Source organism: Sphingomonas sp. Leaf62 (assembly GCF_001421915.1).
GTDB lineage: Bacteria > Pseudomonadota > Alphaproteobacteria > Sphingomonadales > Sphingomonadaceae > Sphingomonas.
The window spans coordinates 139469-157224 of record NZ_LMLN01000028.1 but is presented as its reverse complement, the minus strand read 5'-3'; the positions used below and the strand labels follow the sequence as shown (position 1 = coordinate 157224).

14 protein-coding genes and 3 pseudogenes are annotated in these 17756 nt (G+C 67.8%); 10 read left to right on the top strand and 7 right to left on the bottom strand.

Annotation, left to right across the window (positions count from 1 at the left end; genetic code table 11):
• The 8 genes and pseudogenes from ASE91_RS20660 to ASE91_RS12105 all read left to right on the top strand — a co-directional run.
• A pseudogene (locus ASE91_RS20660) lies at window positions 1-268 on the top strand (methyl-accepting chemotaxis protein); the annotation flags it as partial.
• A 1-nt stretch (window position 269) separates the two neighbouring features.
• A pseudogene (locus ASE91_RS20265) lies at window positions 270-777 on the top strand (methyl-accepting chemotaxis protein); the annotation flags it as partial.
• The gene (locus ASE91_RS12130) at window positions 774-1253 is read left to right on the top strand and encodes a chemotaxis protein CheW (RefSeq protein WP_055995527.1); all 480 of its coding nucleotides are present in this window, start codon (window positions 774-776) and stop codon (window positions 1251-1253) included. The pseudogene ASE91_RS20265 and the gene ASE91_RS12130, both read left to right, overlap by 4 nt.
• Before the next feature lie 88 nt (window positions 1254-1341).
• Window positions 1342-3273, top strand: coding sequence for a methyl-accepting chemotaxis protein (locus ASE91_RS12125; protein WP_235530461.1), 1932 nt, complete (start codon window positions 1342-1344; stop codon window positions 3271-3273).
• Between the two features lie 79 nt (window positions 3274-3352).
• Entirely contained in the window at window positions 3353-4201 is an 849-nt protein-coding gene (locus ASE91_RS12120) for a CheR family methyltransferase (RefSeq protein ID WP_056626542.1), read from the top strand.
• Between the two features lie 2 nt (window positions 4202-4203).
• On the top strand, window positions 4204-5280 hold the full coding sequence (locus tag ASE91_RS12115; protein WP_055995533.1) for a protein-glutamate methylesterase/protein-glutamine glutaminase: 1077 nt from the start codon (window positions 4204-4206) through the stop codon (window positions 5278-5280).
• A 45-nt stretch (window positions 5281-5325) separates the two neighbouring features.
• Window positions 5326-7017 (top strand): hypothetical protein, encoded by a 1692-nt coding sequence (locus ASE91_RS12110; RefSeq protein ID WP_056626540.1) that lies wholly within the window; start codon window positions 5326-5328, stop codon window positions 7015-7017.
• A gap of 82 nt (window positions 7018-7099) precedes the next feature.
• On the top strand, window positions 7100-7678 hold the full coding sequence (locus ASE91_RS12105; protein ID WP_056626538.1) for a biliverdin-producing heme oxygenase: 579 nt from the start codon (window positions 7100-7102) through the stop codon (window positions 7676-7678).
• Here ASE91_RS12105 and ASE91_RS12100 read toward each other — a convergent pair.
• The 5 genes from ASE91_RS12100 to ASE91_RS12080 are packed head-to-tail and all read right to left on the bottom strand — an operon-like array spanning window position 7655 to window position 13165.
• Window positions 7655-8194, bottom strand: coding sequence for a TetR/AcrR family transcriptional regulator (locus tag ASE91_RS12100; RefSeq protein ID WP_327196788.1), 540 nt, complete (start codon window positions 8192-8194; stop codon window positions 7655-7657). The two genes, ASE91_RS12105 and ASE91_RS12100, sit on opposite strands and share 24 nt — an antisense overlap.
• Complete coding sequence (locus ASE91_RS12095) at window positions 8077-9726, bottom strand: sensor histidine kinase (RefSeq protein WP_327196787.1); 1650 nt, start codon at window positions 9724-9726, stop codon at window positions 8077-8079. The genes ASE91_RS12100 and ASE91_RS12095 overlap by 118 nt, the downstream gene beginning before the upstream one ends.
• A 5-nt stretch (window positions 9727-9731) precedes the next feature.
• A complete protein-coding gene (locus tag ASE91_RS12090) occupies window positions 9732-10826 on the bottom strand; it encodes a DUF2336 domain-containing protein (protein WP_056626536.1) in 1095 nt (364 codons plus the stop codon).
• Between the two features lie 35 nt (window positions 10827-10861).
• Window positions 10862-12034, bottom strand: coding sequence for a hypothetical protein (locus ASE91_RS12085; RefSeq protein ID WP_056626534.1), 1173 nt, complete (start codon window positions 12032-12034; stop codon window positions 10862-10864).
• 9 nt (window positions 12035-12043) lie between these two features.
• Window positions 12044-13165, bottom strand: coding sequence for an anhydro-N-acetylmuramic acid kinase (locus ASE91_RS12080; RefSeq protein WP_082453998.1), 1122 nt, complete (start codon window positions 13163-13165; stop codon window positions 12044-12046).
• A gap of 115 nt (window positions 13166-13280) precedes the next feature.
• On the opposite strand from ASE91_RS12080, the gene tyrS reads away from it, so the two are divergent.
• On the top strand, window positions 13281-14507 hold the full coding sequence (gene tyrS, locus ASE91_RS12075; protein ID WP_056626532.1) for a tyrosine--tRNA ligase: 1227 nt from the start codon (window positions 13281-13283) through the stop codon (window positions 14505-14507).
• A gap of 162 nt (window positions 14508-14669) precedes the next feature.
• On the opposite strand, the pseudogene ASE91_RS12070 reads toward tyrS, so the two are convergent.
• Together ASE91_RS12070 and recG are read right to left on the bottom strand one after the other, a co-directional pair.
• Window positions 14670-15110, bottom strand: a pseudogene (locus tag ASE91_RS12070) (DMT family transporter).
• 247 nt (window positions 15111-15357) lie between these two features.
• Window positions 15358-17418, bottom strand: coding sequence for an ATP-dependent DNA helicase RecG (recG, locus tag ASE91_RS12065; protein WP_056626529.1), 2061 nt, complete (start codon window positions 17416-17418; stop codon window positions 15358-15360).
• A gap of 70 nt (window positions 17419-17488) precedes the next feature.
• Between recG and ASE91_RS12060 the strand changes: the two genes are divergently transcribed.
• Window positions 17489-17755 (top strand): FAD assembly factor SdhE, encoded by a 267-nt coding sequence (locus ASE91_RS12060; RefSeq protein ID WP_056626527.1) that lies wholly within the window; start codon window positions 17489-17491, stop codon window positions 17753-17755.
• Window position 17756: the final 1 nt, after the last annotated feature.

The window sequence follows — 17756 nt, the reverse complement described above, 5'->3', positions numbered from 1 at the left end:
GGAGCAGATGGCGGCCAACATCAAACAGAATGCCGACAATGCCGCCCAGACCGAAAAGATCGCGCGCCAGTCGTCGAAGGACGCCGAGGCCAGCGGTGTCGCGGTCGAACGCGCCGTCGGCGCGATGCGGACCATCGCCCAGAAGATCGGCATCGTGCAGGAAATCGCCCGTCAGACCGATCTGCTCGCGCTGAACGCAGCGGTCGAAGCGGCCCGGGCCGGCGAACATGGTCGCGGCTTCGCGGTCGTCGCTTCGGAGGTCCGCAAANACGCAGCCAGACCGCGGCGGCCGAAATCAGCGCGGTATCGGGCGACACGGTGCAGGCAGCGGCGCAGGCCGGCGAGATGCTGACCAAGCTGGTCCCCGACATCCGCCGGACCGCCGAACTGGTGTCCGAAATCAGCGCGGCCTGCCGTGAACAGGACATCGGTGCGTCGCAAATCAATCAGGCGCTGCAACAGCTCGATCAGGTGACGCAGCAGAACGCATCGGCCTCCGAACAGATCACCTCGACCTCCGAGGAACTGGCCGGACAGGCGGAAGAACTGCAGTCGAGCATCGCTTTCTTCCGGATCGACGATGGTTCGGTCGCGGCGACGAAGCGCCCCGCCCCGACCAAATCCGCAAAGGCCAAGACGGCACCCGCACCGAAAGCCAAGGTGAAGGCCAAGGCGAACTCGGTCGCCGACCAGCAGGCCCGCGCCCGTGGCTTCGCGCTCGACCTGATGCAGGGCGGGCCGGACGGGGACGACGCCGCCTTCGGACGCGCGGCATGACCGGCGCGGCACCGGTGCAGGTCGTTACCTTCGGCCTGGGGGAAGAGGTGTTCGCGGTCTCCGTGACCATGGTCCGCGAAATTCTCGACTATACGCCCGCCTTTCGCGTACCCGGCGGACCGGCTTGGATGCTGGGCCTGACCGATGTGCGGGGTCAGGGGGTGCCGATGGTCGACCTGCGCACCCGGCTCGGCCTGTCGCCGGTCGAACCGACGCTGGCCACCCGCGTGTTGATCGTCGACGTCGCTCTGCCCGACCGGACGCTCGCGCTCGGTCTGGTGGTCGACCGGGTGATCGCGGTCGCGACCTTCGAACGCGACCGACTGGAATCCGCACCCGATGTCGGGATGCGCTGGCGGTCCGACTATATCCAAGGGGTGGTTCGCGAAGCCGATGGCTTCGTCGTCATCGTCGACACGGCGGAAATTTTTTCCAACGACGACCCTGCGATCGCGACCCTCGCCGCCGCAGCCTGACCCCGGCACCGTGTCGCATCCGAAGGCGGGATGCGACACGGCCGGCGATCTACCCATAAACCCGAAAACAGATCAGAGGATGCCCATCATGTCGATGTTCGCGCAGTTCAAGCGTTCCGCCCGGCCCGCCACGGCGATTGCCGAGATCCACGCCCTGACCCGTTCCATCGCCGCCGGCGACCTGTCGCAACGGCTGCGCGAGGATGCGGCGACGGACGAGGCGCGCGACATGCTGGCGGCGGTCAACGCGTTGCTCGACGCCGCGCTCGCCCCCGTTTCCCGGCTCGATGCGGCGGTGACGCATGTTCTGGCGGAGCATGATCGCGGCGACATCGACGTGATGCTGATGACCGATGCCTTTCCCGGCGATGTCGGCCACATCGCGAGCCAGGTGAACCGGCTGGTCGGTGCGCATATCGATACGAAGAAGGCGGCGCTGGGCTGCGTTCGGGAGCTGGCGAACGGCCATTTCGATGCGCCGTTCGATCGCCTGCCAGGCAAGAAGGCGTTCATCCACGACACGATCGAAACGTTGCGTGGCAATCTGCGCATGCTGATCACCGAAATGAACCACATGTCGGCCGAACATGATCGCGGCGACATCGACGTGCAGGTCGCTGCCGAAAAATTCCCTGGCGACTTCCGCACGATGGCGATCGGCATCAATACCATGGTCGCCGGCCATATCGCGGTGAAGAAAAAGGCGATGGCCTGCCTCAAGGCGTTCGGCGAGGGCGATTTCGAAGCGACGCTCGAACCCTTCCCCGGCAAGAAAGCCTTCATCAACGAAACCATCGAAACGCTGCGCAGCAATTTCAAGGAAATCTCCGGTGAAATCCGTCGCCTGATCGGCGCGGCAACCGCCGGTCGGCTGAACGAACGCGGCGACGCCGCGCGGTTCGCCGGGGACTATGCCGCCATCATCGCCGGCATCAACGGGATGCTCGACGCGATCATCCTGCCGATCGCCGCGGGCAATCGCGTCCTCGACCGCGTCAGCACCGGCGACCTGACCGGCCGGGTCGAGATCGCGTGCGAGGGCGATCATCAGCGGATGAAGGACGCCATCAACCGTCTGGTCGACAATCTGTCGAAATTCGCGAACGAGGTGGCATCCGCTTCCGATCAGGTCGCCGCAGGCAGCCAGCAGCTGTCGGCTTCGTCGGAACAGGTGAGCCAGGGCGCGACCGAGCAGGCGGCGGCAGCCGAGGAAGCATCGGCGGCGATGGAAGAGATGGCGGCCAACATCAAACAGAATGCTGACAATGCCGCACAGACCGAGAAGATCGCGCGCCAGTCGTCGAAGGACGCCGAGGCCAGCGGCCTTGCGGTCGACCGCGCCGTCTCCGCGATGCGCACCATCGCCGAAAAGATCGGCATCGTGCAGGAAATTGCACGGCAGACCGACCTGCTGGCGCTGAACGCCGCGGTCGAGGCGGCACGGGCCGGCGAACATGGTCGCGGGTTCGCGGTCGTCGCATCCGAAGTCCGCAAGCTCGCCGAACGCAGCCAGAGTGCCGCCGCCGAGATCAACGCCGTCTCGTCCGACACGGTCAAGGCCGCCGGCCAGGCGGGCGAGATGCTGACCAAGCTGGTCCCCGACATCCGTCGCACCGCCGAACTGGTGTCCGAGATCAGCGCGGCGTGCCGCGAACAGGACATCGGCGCGTCGCAGATCAACCAGGCGCTGCAACAGCTGGATCAGGTAACGCAGCAGAACGCATCGGCATCGGACCAGATTTCGTCGACCGCCGACGAACTGGCGGGCGAGGCGGAGGAACTGCAGACCAGCATCGCCTTCTTCCAACGGGCCGATGGCCCGGCGAAGGCACCGGCGACCGTGGCGACGGCTCCCGCGCGGCGTGCACCGGCCAAGGGCAAGGCGAAGACTCCCAAGGCGCCGGTCAAGGCGCGTGCCGGCAACATCGCCGAGCAGCAGTCCCGCGTCCGTGGCTTCGCACTCGATCTGTCGCAGGGCGGCAGCGATGCCGAAGACGCCGATTTCAGCCGGGCGGCATAACCGCCGCCCTGCGCCTTGCCCGCCCCCGGAGCTGACGACGTGACCGTCGCCCCCACGTCGATCGATTGGAACCTGCCCGATGTCCGCACTGCCCGCCCTGTCTCCCGAACAGGATCGACTGAGCCCCCTTAAATTCGCGCGGCTGTCGGCGCTGATCTTCGATAAGACGGGGATCAAGATGCCCCCCAGCAAGGCGACCATGTTGCAGGGCCGGTTGCAACGGCGGATGCGCGAGGTCGCTATCGACACGCTGGATGCCTATTGCGATCATCTGTTCGACGGCAGCGCGCACCCCGACGAGATGACCCACCTCATCAATGCGGTGACGACGAACAAGACCGACTTCTTCCGTGAACCCGGCCATTTCGACTTCATGGCGCAGACCGCGCTGCCGACCCTGGCCGATACCGGCCAGCGCCGCATCCGGGCGTGGAGCGCCGCCTGTTCGACCGGGGCCGAACCGTACACGATGGCGATGGTGCTGGACCAGTTCGCGCAGAAGAGCGGGGTGGATTACGGCATCCTCGCCACCGACATCGATACCGCCGTGCTCGAAACCGCGCGGCGCGGCATCTATCCGGCGGAGCTCATCGAACCGGTGCCGGCGGCCCTGCGGCAACGCTATGTCGCCACGTCGCGCGACCGTCGGTCGAACCAGGCACGGATCGTCCCTGCGCTACGCTCCGCGATCGGTTTCGCCCGGCTGAACCTGATGGATGCCAGCTACCCGGTCGGTTCGCCGATGGACATCATCTTCTGTCGCAACGTGCTGATCTATTTTGACAAGGAGACGCAGGAAAAGGTGGTGCGCCGGCTGTGCGACTGCCTGCGTCCCGGCGGCTACCTGTTCCTTGGTCATTCGGAATCGATCGCCGGCATGGACCTGCCGGTCTCGACCGTTTCCTACACCGTTTTCATGAAGGACTGAGCATGGCCAAGATCCGCGTCCTTGTGATCGACGACAGCGCCAGCGTGCGCCAGGCGATGACCGCCATCCTGAACGAAGATCCCGAGATCGAGGTGATCGCCGCTGCCGCCGATCCCTTTGCCGCCGCGCGGTACATTCAGGAGGAAATACCCGACGTCATCACCCTCGACGTCGAAATGCCGCGCATGGACGGCGTGACGTTCCTGCGCAAGCTCATGAGCCAGAAGCCGATTCCCGTGGTGATGTGCTCGTCCCTGGTCGAGGAAGGGTCGGAAACGCTGCTGCATGCACTGGAAGCCGGCGCGGTCGACGTGATCCTGAAACCGCGCTTGGGCGTCGCCGATCACCTGAACGATTCCAAGATGCGCATCCGCGACACGGTGAAGGGTGCGGCCCGCGCCCGGCTGCGGTCGCGCAGCGCATCGGGCCGCATCAGTTCGCCCCCTGAAAAGCTCACCGCCGATGCCGTCCTGCCGCCGCCCACCGGCCGCGCGATGAGCCGCACGACCGAAATGGTCGTGTGCATCGGCGCGTCGACCGGCGGGACCGAGGCCCTGCGCGAGGTGCTGGAGGCACTGCCCGCCAACTCGCCCGGTATCGTCATCGTCCAGCATATGCCCGAAAGCTTCACCCGCGCCTTCGCGAAACGGCTGAACGGCCTGTGCCAGGTCGATGTGAAGGAGGCCGAAGACGGCGATACGGTGATGCGCGGCCATGTGCTGATCGCGCCCGGCGGCCTGCGCCATACCCTGCTCGAACGGCAGGGTGCCCGCTATGTCGTGGCGGTCCGCGAAGGGCCGCTGGTCTCGCGCCATCGCCCGTCGGTCGACGTGTTGTTCCGGTCGGCCGCGCGCAACGCCGGGTCGAACGCGGTCGGGATCATCATGACCGGCATGGGCGACGACGGCGCTCGCGGCCTGCTCGAAATGAAGCAGGCCGGTGCCCGCACTTTCGCACAGGACGAAGCGACCTCGATCGTGTTCGGCATGCCCAAGGAAGCGATCGCGCGCGGTGCCGCCGATCGGGTCGTACCGCTTCATAATATCGCCCGCGAATTGCTGATGGCCACGGCGCGATGATCGCTGCCACCGCCCCCAGCCGCCCTCTCGCCTAGGACCCACGTGATGCAGCATTTACGGATCGACACGGCTCAGGCGATGACGATCGAGGCAGCCGATCTGAAGCGGATGCTCGCCCTGATGGCGGCGAGCATGGACGCGCGCTTCGTCCGCGCCGGCACGACGCTCGCGACTGCGATCGACACGATCGACCGCATCATCACCTCGATCGAGGGGGTGACCGGGGCGCTCGACGAAAGCGTCGCGGGTATCGCTGTCACCAGCCTGAAGGACGTCGCCGCACAGCTCGACGCGCTGCCGGCGGTACAGGCCGAACGCGAAGCGGACATGGCGCGCATTGGCACCGCCTCGCGCGTGCTGCGCGACCATGTGATGGACATGCGGCAGGCGCTGCGCGTGCTGCACATCTATGGCATGAACATCAAGATCGCCGCCTCGGGCGAGCCCGCGTTCGTCGGCTTCGTCAACGACATGGGCCAGCGGCTGGCGGCGGGCGAGGAACACCTCGAAGGCTTCCTCGCCAAGCTCAAGGAATTGTCGGGCAGCGTCGGCAGCGTGCAGCAGGCCGGCCGCCTGCTCGCGACCGAGGCGAAGAAGATCCTGCCGGCCGTGCCCAAGCGGCTGACCCACGACGCCGACGCACTGCACGGCCATCTGGGTAATGTCGCCGCCATGGCGCGCGAAGTGGCGTCGATCGCCCGCACCGTGCAGGGCCGCGTCGCGACCATGCTGGGCGCGTTGCAGGTCGGCGACAGCACCCGCCAGCGGGTGGAACATGTCGTCTCGGCGCTGCAACTGCTCGACGGGCTGACGCTTGCCGAACCGGTGCAGGAGGAAGTCACCGGCGTCGTCCACCATCTGCTCGCCGCGTTGCTGGAGGCGAGTTCGGTCGATTTCGACCGCGACGCATCGCTGCTGGTCGCGTCGCTCAAGGCATTGCAGCCCGACACCCACGGGCTGCTGACCCTGATCGAGGACGATGGCGGCAGCAACGGCCGCCCGTTCCTGATGCAGATCGACCAGGCGGTCGGCGAGATCGCGATCCTCACCGGACAGTTGCAGGAGGCCGACCAGCGTTCGGCATCGATGCTGGGCCTCATCACCGAAACGGTCGACGAACTGACCGGTCGCCTCGAACATCTTCAGCGCGTCCAGTTCAACGTACAGGACATCGCCACCAACACCCGCCTGCTGTGCCGCCGCCATGGTGATCTGGGCAAGGCGGTGTCGGTCGTCGCGGGAGAGGTGGACATCTATGCCCATTCGCTCGGCAACGCGATGCGCGGCATCGGCCAGCCGATCCACGAACTGGCCGAGGTCAACGCCGCGCTCGCCACCAAGCGCGACAATAGCATCGGGGGCGACATGGGCGCCAAGCTGGCCCAGGCGCTGACCGTCATCCGCGAGGGGTGCCAGCGCACCGACATGGCGGTCCGCGAAGGCGGCGACGATGCCCGGCAGTTGATCGAGCTGTTGACCATCACCGGCGACGAAATCGGTGCCGAACTGGCGCTTGGCGCGACGATGCGACAGGCGGCGATCGTACTGTCGGCCAGCACGCTGTCTCCCGACCTGTCCGACGACACGCTGGCCACGCTCGGCACGCTGCTGCCGCAGATCGCTACGCTCTATACCATGGCGCAGGAACGCGACATCCACGCCGCCAACGTCCCCCCCGGCTTCGCCGTCGCAAGCGCGGTCATCGAGGAAGACGAGGACGACGACGGGCTGTTCTAAGGGACCGTCCGACCGGACACGGCCCGCTTCGTACCGAAGCGGGTCGCTATCCCCGGCGCGGGGAAACCGCTAGAGCGCCCGCGTGTCCACCCCCGTGCCCCCCACCCGATCGCAGCGTCTGAAGGCTGCGACCACCGACCTGCACGACCGGCTCGATGCGCGGATCATGGCGCTCGATCCCTTCGCCGCGCCCGAACGCTATATCCGGTTCCTGCGGGTGCAGCAGGCGTTTCATGACGCGCTCGCCCCGCTCCACACCGAACCGGCGCTGCGGGCGCTGATCCCCGATCTGGCCGAGCGTGATCGCTCCGCCGCGATCGCCGCCGATCTGCGCGACGTCGCACTCCCGCCACCCGCGCTGCCCGATGCCGATCCGGTGCCGGCCGACCTGCCCGCCGCGCTCGGCTGGCTCTACGTCGCCGAAGGATCGTCGCTGGGCGCGGCGTTCCTGATCAAGGCGGCGCAGCGTATAGGCTTCGACTCCGACCATGGCGCGCGCCATCTTGCCGGCCATCCCAATGGTCGCGCCGCGCACTGGCGACGCTTCACCGCCGTGATCGACGATGCGGCGATGACCGATGCGGAGGAGGCGCGGATGATCGATGCCGCCCGTGCCGCCTTCGCACGGTTCCGTGCGCTAACCGAGGCGGCCTTCGCCTGACGCGATGGCCAGCGTCTCGCGCACGCGGGCCAGCGCCATCTCGACCGGCTGCGCCTCGCCCATCAGCGCGAAACTGCCGGTCAGGTCGAACATGCAATGGCCGTGGACCGTCGCCACCAGCGAGCGGGCGAGGTGCGGCACTTCCGGTGCCGTTTCCGCCGGCAGCACCGCCGCGATCTCCCGTATGACGATCCGGGTAAGTTCGCCGCGCTGCCGGTGATCCTCGTCCGGCAATACGAAATCGTCGGGCAGATGATGGTCGTAGATCGCCAGCCACAGATTGCGGTTCGTGCGCGCGAACGCGAAATAGCTTTCGACCAGACAGCGGATGCGGTCGCCGCCGCTCGCCGCCAGCATCGCCTCCAGATCCCTGGCCCAGATGCCGAAGGTCCGCGTGTTCAGCGCGACGACGAACCGGTCGTAACTGCCGAAGACGTTGTAGAGCGTACCGATCGAATAGCCGATCCGTTTGGCGACCTCACGCGCCGAAAACCGTGCGAACCCGACCTCGGCCAGATGCCGGTGCCCCTCGACCAGCAGCATGCGTTCGATCTCCGCGCGGCTGTGATCCGACCTGCGTCCCATGGCGCGGGTGATAGCATCGAACGCGGACGAAGCGACCGCGAAAGTGGCGGCTGTTTGGAAACGCGCGGTTGCGCGTATTGCGGTGCCGGCGCGTCGAACCGCCCCGGCAGCACCAGCACGAACCGCGCACCCTGTCCCGGCGCACTGTCGACCAGGATGTCGCCGCCCATCGCCCGTGCCAGCCGCCGCGCGATATAGAGACCAAGGCCGCTGCCCCCCGCCTCGGTCGGGTCGACCCGGCCGAACTTGGCGAAGATGCGCTCGTGATCGGCGGCGGCGATGCCCTTGCCCTGATCGGCGACGATCACGCAGGCATTGTCGCCATCGCGCTCCAGCCGGATCCACACTGTACCGGTCGGCGGCGAATACCGCACCGCATTGCCGATCAGGTTGACCATCACCTGCAACACCCGACGGAACTCACCATGCGCGGGCAGCGAATCGTCGAACGAGGGCCGGTCGATGCGGACATTGCCCTGCACCGCCCGCACCGCCAGCAATCCCGCCGCCCGTCGCGCGACATCGGCGAGGTCGATCGCCTCGTCCGCGACCTCGAAATCGGTCCGCTCGATCGCCGACAGATCCTCCAGATCGTCGACCAACCCCATCAGGTGGCGGCCGGCACTGGCGATATCGGCGGCATAGGCGACATAGTCGTCGCGCAACGGACCATCGGCCTGCGCCGACATGCTGTCGGCATTGGCGATGATCCGCCCCAGCGGATGGCGCAGCGCCCGCCCGATCCGCCGGCTGAACCCGTCGGGCAGGTCGGTGTTCGGCTCGCCCGCGGGCGTCGTGAAGGGGGCCGGTGGCGGCGGATCGATCGCATGGACCGCGCCGTCGAACCCGGCGAACTGACCGCGCGCGTCGATCCGCGGCACCGCCGACAGCCGGACCCGGTGCCGGGTGCCGCGAATACCCGCTTCCTGCCCCTCGAACCGCGCCTGCGACGCCAGCGCCCCCAGAATCGGAAACCCGCCCTCGCCATCGTCGCTCAACGAAAACAGGCGGGTGATCGGTTGCCCCAGCACCGTCTGCGAATCGAACCCGAACCGGTCCCCGGCCTGATCCGATACATGGGTCAGGTGCAGCGCCGCATCGGTCGTCCACATCCAGTCGGCATCGGCGCGCAGGAAATCGGCGGCCCGGCGCGGGGCGTGGACCGCCTCCCACGGCGCGCCCGCCTGCCAGCCGCTGACCTCCAGCCGGATGCCGAGCTCGTCGGGTTCGGCGCGCACGGTCAGTGTCACGTCGTCATCGCCATCGGCGGCAACGATCGCCCGGGTCAGCGGAATGCCCAGCCGCCGGACCAGCCGCACCAGCGCGGCGATCTGCGGTACCGCGACCGCCCGCCCCTGCCCGCCGCCGGCCCGGCGATTCAGATCGGCCAGCCGCGGTTCGGCGTCGAGCAACAGCCCGTCCGCCGACAGCCGCCCGATGGCGGGCGCCGCGCCTAACCGCATATCGATCACTCAGCAGATCCCAACGCCAACATCGCAGCATGATATTCCGCATCCAGCGCCATCGGGGCAAGTGCCACGCGCGCCGCTTCGGGCGTTACCGCCATGATACTGTCGATCCGGTCGGCGAATTGTTCGATATCGCGCAGCGGCTCGGCCTCGGTCAGGGCAAAGCCGATCCGCGCGATCGTCGCTCGATCGGTGGCCAGCGCCCGCAGCACGACCCACAGCCGCGCGCCGTCGGTGTCGATCACCAGATCGCGGACCCGGTCGAATGCCAGCCCGCTCGCCCGCGCGATGAACGCGACGAACAGCACCAGCCGCCCGTCGCCGATCGCCTCGGTCAACAGCGCGGGCACTTCCTCACCCTGTGCATCGATCGCCTGCGCCAGCCGCATCGCCGCGATCTCCAGCGGCACGAGTTCGCCCTGCATATCGATCGCGCGGCGCACCGCTTCGGCCAGCGCGGCGTCGAGCGCACCGATCGCCTCGCCCGCCGGCACCGACTCGCGCAGCGCCGCCGCGACCCACCATGCGATCCGGGCATGCAGCGGCCGGACCAGATCGACTGCCGCGACACCGCCATCGATCACCGACCCGCGCCGCGCCTGCGCCGCCAGCATCGCGATCGCGGCGGCGGAGACCAGCCGGTCGCTCGCCTGTGCCAGCCGTGCGATCATCGTCGGCCGGTCCCCGACCTCGATCACCATCGTCGGCAGCGCGCGGGCGATCGTGTCGAGCCGGACGCGGGCGAACAACTCGCCGAACAGTGCCGGATCGCGGAACAGCCCGGCCCGCCGGACGCGGCCGAAGGTCGACGGCACCATCCGCAGCCCCTGCGCCACCTCCGCCTGCCCGCGTGAGATGAGCAGCCTCGCGGCATGGTCGCGGATCTCTGCCTCGACGCTGGCGACGGTCGCGCGCATCGTCGCGTCGAGCCGCGCCGCCGTGCGATCGTCGATCCGGGCGTCGACGGGCAGGTGAAAATGATCGGAGGCCGCGCGCAATCGGCGATGGCCGGCGCGCTCTGCCGCCGCGACATGGTCGAGCAGATAAGCAGCGGAAGCATCGGCATCGCGGGTATCGAGCAGATCGTCGGACATGGTACTCGCATTAACCAATGGCGGTTAAGGCGATCCTAAGCCTGACGCCGCAAATGTTCGATAGCATGTGCAAGCGTGACGCCTGCATGAACGGCGACCAATGCCAGCCCCGCCGTCACGATTCCAGCCAGTGCGAACGGCGCGACCAGTACCAAAGCTGTCGCCGCCGTCGCCGCCCAGGGCGGTCGCGATGCCGGAATCCCCCGTGTCAGGATCGTCACGACGACCCCCGTCAGCGCGAGGACCGCCGCCGTCCCCGCCGACACGATCAGCGACTGGACCATCCCTATCCCAAGGATTCCCGCTACTCCAAGCACTTCCAGCCCACGTTCCTGCAGGGCGGCATGACCGTCCTCGCCGCGCAGCCAGCCGAGCAGCGAACCCGCCGACAGCAGCACCATCGCCATGAACAGAAGGACCGCCGCGCCGCCGACGTCCCAAAATGGGATCGCGGCCAATCCGAAAAGTCCGAGCACGCCGCCGGCGATACCGACCGCGACATCGGGCACCTTGCGCCGGACCAGCAACGGCAGGACCAGCCGCGTGACCGGCGTGAAGACGAACCGGTCGATCCATCCGGTGCGCTGTTCGGCCAGCGACGCCAGCACGTCCTTGCTGCGCACCTCCAGCGTGCCGGCATCGCGCTCGACGCCATGCCCCGACCGCGCAGCCTTGGCCGGCAGCAGGACGTGCTTCGCGCGCGCCTGTGTCGCGACGCGCAGCAACGTCGACTGGAAATCATATTCGCGCGGCAGCCGGGCGGCGTCCTCCAGCCGATCGACCGACAGCGTCGCGACCCCGGCCCAGCAATGCCCCGAATCGACCCGCTCGACCGATGTCGCGTCGCCGGTCGGGGTGACCAGCAGCGTGTCGGCCGGCTCCAGCGCCATGTTGGCGACGACCGCGTCGGTCGTGACCAGCCCGTCGGCCAGCGCGACGATGACGGCCAGCGGATGCGCCTTCGCCTTCGCTTCCTCGGCCGATCGCACGATATCGACGGTCGTCCCGCGCCGCCCGATGCGATTGACCGCCGCCGCCAGCGCGGGCGTCATCCGCCCGACCGCGACCAGCAATTGCGCCGCGCCCGCCGCGATCAACAGTCGTGCCTGATATTCGATCAGGCTCATACCGCCGAACGGCAGGGTTGCCGCCAGCACGCCCGGCTGGTGTTCGGCTTCTTCGGTCGCGAAAATCAGGCCGGTGAGCATCGCGTCCGGTTAGGCGGTCACGACCCGCAACGCCAGCCCCGCCCGCGTCGCCCGGTACAGGGTGCCGCCGGTCAGCGGCGCGGGAACCCCCGTCGTCCCCGGAAAGGTGATCGGCAATCCTCTGAGCGACCGCACCGCCAGATACGCGAACCCCTCGGCCTCCAGTGCGTCGCCGTCCCAGCCATGGGCGTCGCTCGGCTCGACGACGACACCGGCGCGCTCGGCGATCATCCGCAGCATCACCGCATTATGCCGTCCGCCCCCGCCGACAATCAGCCGCGTCGGTCGTGCCGGCAGCCGGTCGATCGCCTCGGCGACGCAGGCGGCGGTGAACGCGGTCAGCGTCGCCGCCCCGTCCGCCGCCGACAGTCCCCGCGCCGGCTGGATCGTGAAGTCATGCCGGTCGAGCGATTTCGGTACGGCCAAGTCGAAGAACGGATGGTCGAGCATGGCGGTCAGCACCGCCGCATCGACCTGTCCCGACGCGGCCAGCGCGCCGCCTTCGTCAAAGCGTGCGCCGCTTTCCGCCTCGACCCAGCTATCGACCAGACCATTGGCCGGGCCGGTGTCGAACGCGACCAGGTCGTCGCCGTCACCGACATAGGTGATGTTGCCGACTCCGCCGAGGTTCAGCACCGCGACCGGCCGCGCCATCCCAGCCGCCCGCGCGGCATGATAGACCGGCAGCAACGGCGCGCCCTGTCCGCCAGCCCGCACATCGTCGACGCGCAGATCGGCGACGACATCGATCCCAGTTGCCGCCGCCAGTGCCGCGCCGTCGCCCAGCTGCCATGTCCAGCCCTTGTCGGGACGATGGGCAACCGTCTGGCCATGGAAGCCGATCACATCGACCGCCCGCGCCTCGATCCCCGCCTGTTCCAGCAGCGCGGCGACGGCGGCGGCATGGGTACGCGTCAGCAACGTCTCGGCCCGCTCGATCAACGGATGCTCGCCCGGATCGTTGAACAGCAGCGCCAGCTCGGTCGCGGCGGACAACGCCGCGCGGTCCTCATCGCTGTACGGCGTCCCGACGAATGCCACCGGTCGCACGTCGCTCTCGCCATCGGTTTCGAGCAGCGCCGCGTCGATCCCGTCGAGCGAGGTTCCAGACATCAGACCGATCGCAAGCATGGACTTCTCCGCAGGGCGTTCATCCCGCCCCCATACACGCTTCATACCACCATCCCGGCAAGCGCGAAGTCGAGATCCGTGGACTTTGGTGCGGTGGCGACGCTACACGGCCCGCATGACCGCATACACGTCCGACCTGCTGCGCACCCTGTCCGAACGGGGCTATATCCATCAGCTGACCGATGCCGCCGGCCTCGACGCGCTGGCGAACCGGCAGGTCGTGCCGGGCTATATCGGCTTCGATCCCACCGCACCGTCGCTGCATGTCGGCAGCCTCGTGCAGATCATGTTGCTGCGCCGGATGCAGCAGGCCGGACACAAGCCGATCGTGCTGATGGGCGGCGGCACCGGCAAGATCGGCGATCCCAGCTTCAAGGACGAAGCGCGCAAGCTGTTGGCCGAGGACGGCATCTCGGCCAACGTCGCGTCGATCAAGCGCATTTTCGAACGCTTCCTGACCTTTGGCGACGGCGCGTCGGATGCGATGATGGTCGACAATGCCGACTGGCTCGACGCGCTCGAATATATCCCGTTCCTGCGCGAGGTCGGGCAGCATTTCTCGGTCAACCGGATGCTGTCGTTCGATTCGGTGAAGTTGCGGCTCGATCGCGAACAGTCGCTGTCGTTCCTCGAATTCAACTACATGATCCTGCAGGCCTACGACTTCCGCGAATTGTCGCAGCGTCATGGCTGTCGCCTGCAAATGGGCGGCAGCGATCAGTGGGGGAACATCGTCAACGGCATCGAACTTGCCCGGCGGATGGACGGCACCGAGGTCTATGGCGTCACGACCCCGCTGATCACCACGGCCGACGGTGGCAAGATGGGCAAGACCATGTCGGGTGCGGTCTGGCTGCACGAGGACCAGCTGCCGCATTTCGATTACTGGCAATTCTGGCGCAACACCGACGACCGCGATGTCGGCCGCTTCCTGCGCCTGTTCACCGACCTGCCCCTTGACGAGATCGCCCGGCTGGAAGCGTTGCAGGGTGCCGAGATCAACGAGGCGAAGAAAATCCTCGCCAACGAAGCGACCGCGATGTGTCGCGGTGCCGATGCCGCGGCCGGTGCCGCCGAAACCGCGCGCCGGACGTTCGAAGAAGGCTCGGCGGGCGACACGCTCCCGACCTTCGGCGTCAGCGGTGCGATCACCGTCGTCGATGCGCTGGTAGCGCTGCACCTCGCCGCGTCGAAGGGTGAGGCACGCCGCCTGATCAAGGGTGGCGGCGCGCGCGTCGATGGCGAGCGGGTCGTCGACGAAACGCAGGTCATCGCCGTCGACGCACCGGTGCGAGTATCGGCGGGGAAGAAGAACCACGGCCTGCTGACGCCGGCGGCCTGACTTCTCCCCACCTATTCCGTTTGGTTCGAGCAGCTTCGAGCGAAGTCGAGAAGCGTCCGTCGAGAACGGGTCGCTTGGGGCACCCCCTTCTCGACTACGGTTCTCGACAAGCTCGAAACTGCGCTCGAAGCAAACGGATGGGGACCGGATTGCAGAGACCTCCTATCCCCGCCGGATCAGCACCGCCCCCACCAGCACCAGCCCGACCCCGGCCAGCCGTACCGCGCTGATCGGCGTTCGCGGCAGACCAATCAATCCGAAGCGATCGATGACGACCGCCGCGACGACCTGCGCCGCGATCATGATCGTCAGCATCGACGCCAGCCCCAGCCGCGGCGCGGCGAACGCCGCCGCCGCGACGAAGAACGCGCCATAGGCTCCGCCCAGAAACATCTACGGCCGCGCATCGCGCAGGTTCGCCAGCGGCGTCCGGTCGGCCATCAACCACACGCCCGTCAGGATCACCGTCCCGACCGCGAACGACACCAGTGCCGCCAGCAACACCGACCCGATGCTCCGCCCGAGCGCGGCGTTGGTCGACGGCTGCACGGCAAGGCCGATACCGCCGAGCAGGGCAACGATCAGGGGAGCAAGGGCGTTCATGGCTGCTGCGCTATCGGCTGGAAGCTGCCGACGCAACCAAACCTCCCGTCATTCCGGCGAAAGCCAGGATCCACGGACACGGTGCCGTTTCGCTTCCGTCGTGAACACCCGATACAATGGATTCCGGCCTGCGCCGGAATGACGGATGTGCGGGCGGATGCTCACCCAGAAACTCGTCATTCCCGCGAAGGCGGGAAACCATACACACCAACCTTTCGGTTTCGCCAACACGGCAGCGCCCAGACCATCACCCCGACCGCAACCGCCCGACCCCCGCATCCCGCTCGAACAGATACAGCGCCACCCGCGCCGCCTGCCCCCTTAGCCCCTCCAGCCCACCATCCCGGTCAACCAGCAACCGCGCATCGGCATTGGCGACCGGCAGCAACTCGCCCAGCATCTCCGGCGTCGCCAACCGAAACATCGCCTCCCCCGATTGCCGCGTGCCCAGCAACTCGCCGCCGCCACGCAGCCGCAAATCCTCCTCGGCGATGCGGAAGCCGTCATTGCTCTCGCGCATCAGCGCCAGCCGCGCGCGCGACGTTTCCGACAGCGCATTGCCCCGCAACAACAGGCACACCGACTTGCCGCCACCCCGCCCGACCCGCCCGCGCAACTGGTGCAACTGCGCCAAGCCGAACCGGTCCGCCGCCTCGATCACGATCAGCGTCGCATTGGGCACATCGACCCCGACCTCGATCACCGTCGTCGCCACCAGCACGCCTGCGCGGGCCGCGGAGAACTCGGCCATCACCGCGTCCTTTTCCAGCGGCTTCATCCGTCCATGGACCAGCGCCACCTTGTCGCCGAACCGCTGGCGCAGCGCCTCCGCCCGCGCCTCGGCAGCGGCAAGGTCCGACTTCTCGCTCTCCTCGACCAGCGGGCACACCCAATAGGCCTGCTTCCCCGCCGACAAATGCCGCGCAAGGCCGTCGATCACCGCGTCGAGCTTGTCCTCCGACATCACCACCGTCTCGATCGGCTCGCGCCCCGGCGGCATTTCGTCCAGCCGGCTGACGTCCATCTCGCCATATTGCGCCAGCGTCAGCGTGCGCGGGATCGGCGTCGCGGTCATCACCAGCAAATGCGGCGGCCGGACCGCCTTCGCCTGCAACATCATCCGTTGCGCCACGCCGAAACGATGCTGTTCGTCGACCACCACCAGCCCCAGATCGCGATACGCCACCGCTTCCTGAAAGATCGCGTGCGTGCCGATCAGGATGTTGATCGACCCGTCGGCCAGCCCTATCAGCACGCCCTCGCGAACCCGCCCCTTGTCGCGTCCCGTCAGCGCGGCGACGGTGACGCCGGTCCCCGCCAGCTGCCGCTGCAACGTCGCATAATGTTGCCGCGCAAGGATTTCGGTCGGGGCCAGCAGCGCGCCTTGCGCTCCGCCCTCGACCGCGATCAGCAACGCCATCAGCGCGACCAGCGTCTTGCCCGACCCGACATCGCCCTGCAGCAGCCGCAGCATCGGCTGGGTCTGCGCCATATCGCCCTCGATCTCGCCGATCGTCCGCGACTGCGCACCGGTCGGTTTGTACGGCAGGTCGAGTTTGGCCCGCAGCCGCCCGTCCCCGGTCAGCGACCGCCCCTTGCGCGCCCGCGCCTCGCCGCGCACCAGCAACAGCGCCAGCTGGTTGGCGAACACCTCGTCATAGGCCAGCCGAGCGCGCGCCTTGGCATCGGCCGGATCGGCATGGATGCGTGCCAGTGCCTCCTTCCACGCCGGCCAGTCATGTTTGGCGAGCAAACTCGGCTCGATCCATTCGGGCAGGTCGGGGGCGCGCTCGATCGCCTGCGCCGCGAGCAGCCCGACCCGGCGCGACGTCAGCCCCTCGGACAGCGGATAGATCGCTTCACGCTCGGGCAACGAATCCGCTTCATCGACGGGCAGCACATGGTCGGGATGGACCATCTGCAATTCCTGGCCGTACGTCTCCAGCTTGCCCGACACCAGCCGCGTCTCGCCCAGCGGGAACAGCTTCTTCACCCAGCCCGACGATCCGCCGAAATAGGTCAGGTTGACGATGTTGCCATGCTTGTCCGCCGCATGGACCCGCGTCGGCCCGCGCCCGGCGCTGACCCGGTAATCGGTTGCGGTCAGCGGGATCGCGATCACCCGCCCGGCATCCTGCGCCATCAACTCGTCGCGCCGCAGCCGGTCGACCCAGCCGGTCGGCAGGTGAAACGCGACATCGACCACGCGGCGCAGCTTCAACCGGTCGAGCGGCTTGGCCAGCGCCGGCCCCACGCCTTTCAGCGTGATGACTTCGGCAAACAGCGGGTTGAGCAGATCGGGACGCATGACTATCTGGTCCTATATCCGAACCGGCGGCCGCTGCCAGCGTCCGTCGGTCAATCGCCATTGGAGTCCCATGGACCGCGAGACCCGCCTCAAGCGCCTGAAATTCCGCAGCTGGCATCGCGGCACCCGCGAAGCCGACCTGATGATCGGCGGCTATTTCGACGCGCACGCCGCCACATGGAGCGACGCGGACATGGACTGGTTCGAGGTCTTCCTCGAGGAACAGGACGTCGACATCATGGCATGGGCGATGGGCGTCCAGCCGGCCCCGGCGCAGTTCGACCACCCGGTCCTGCACGCGATGCGGAAAATGGATTTCGTGCCGGTCGCCCGATAAC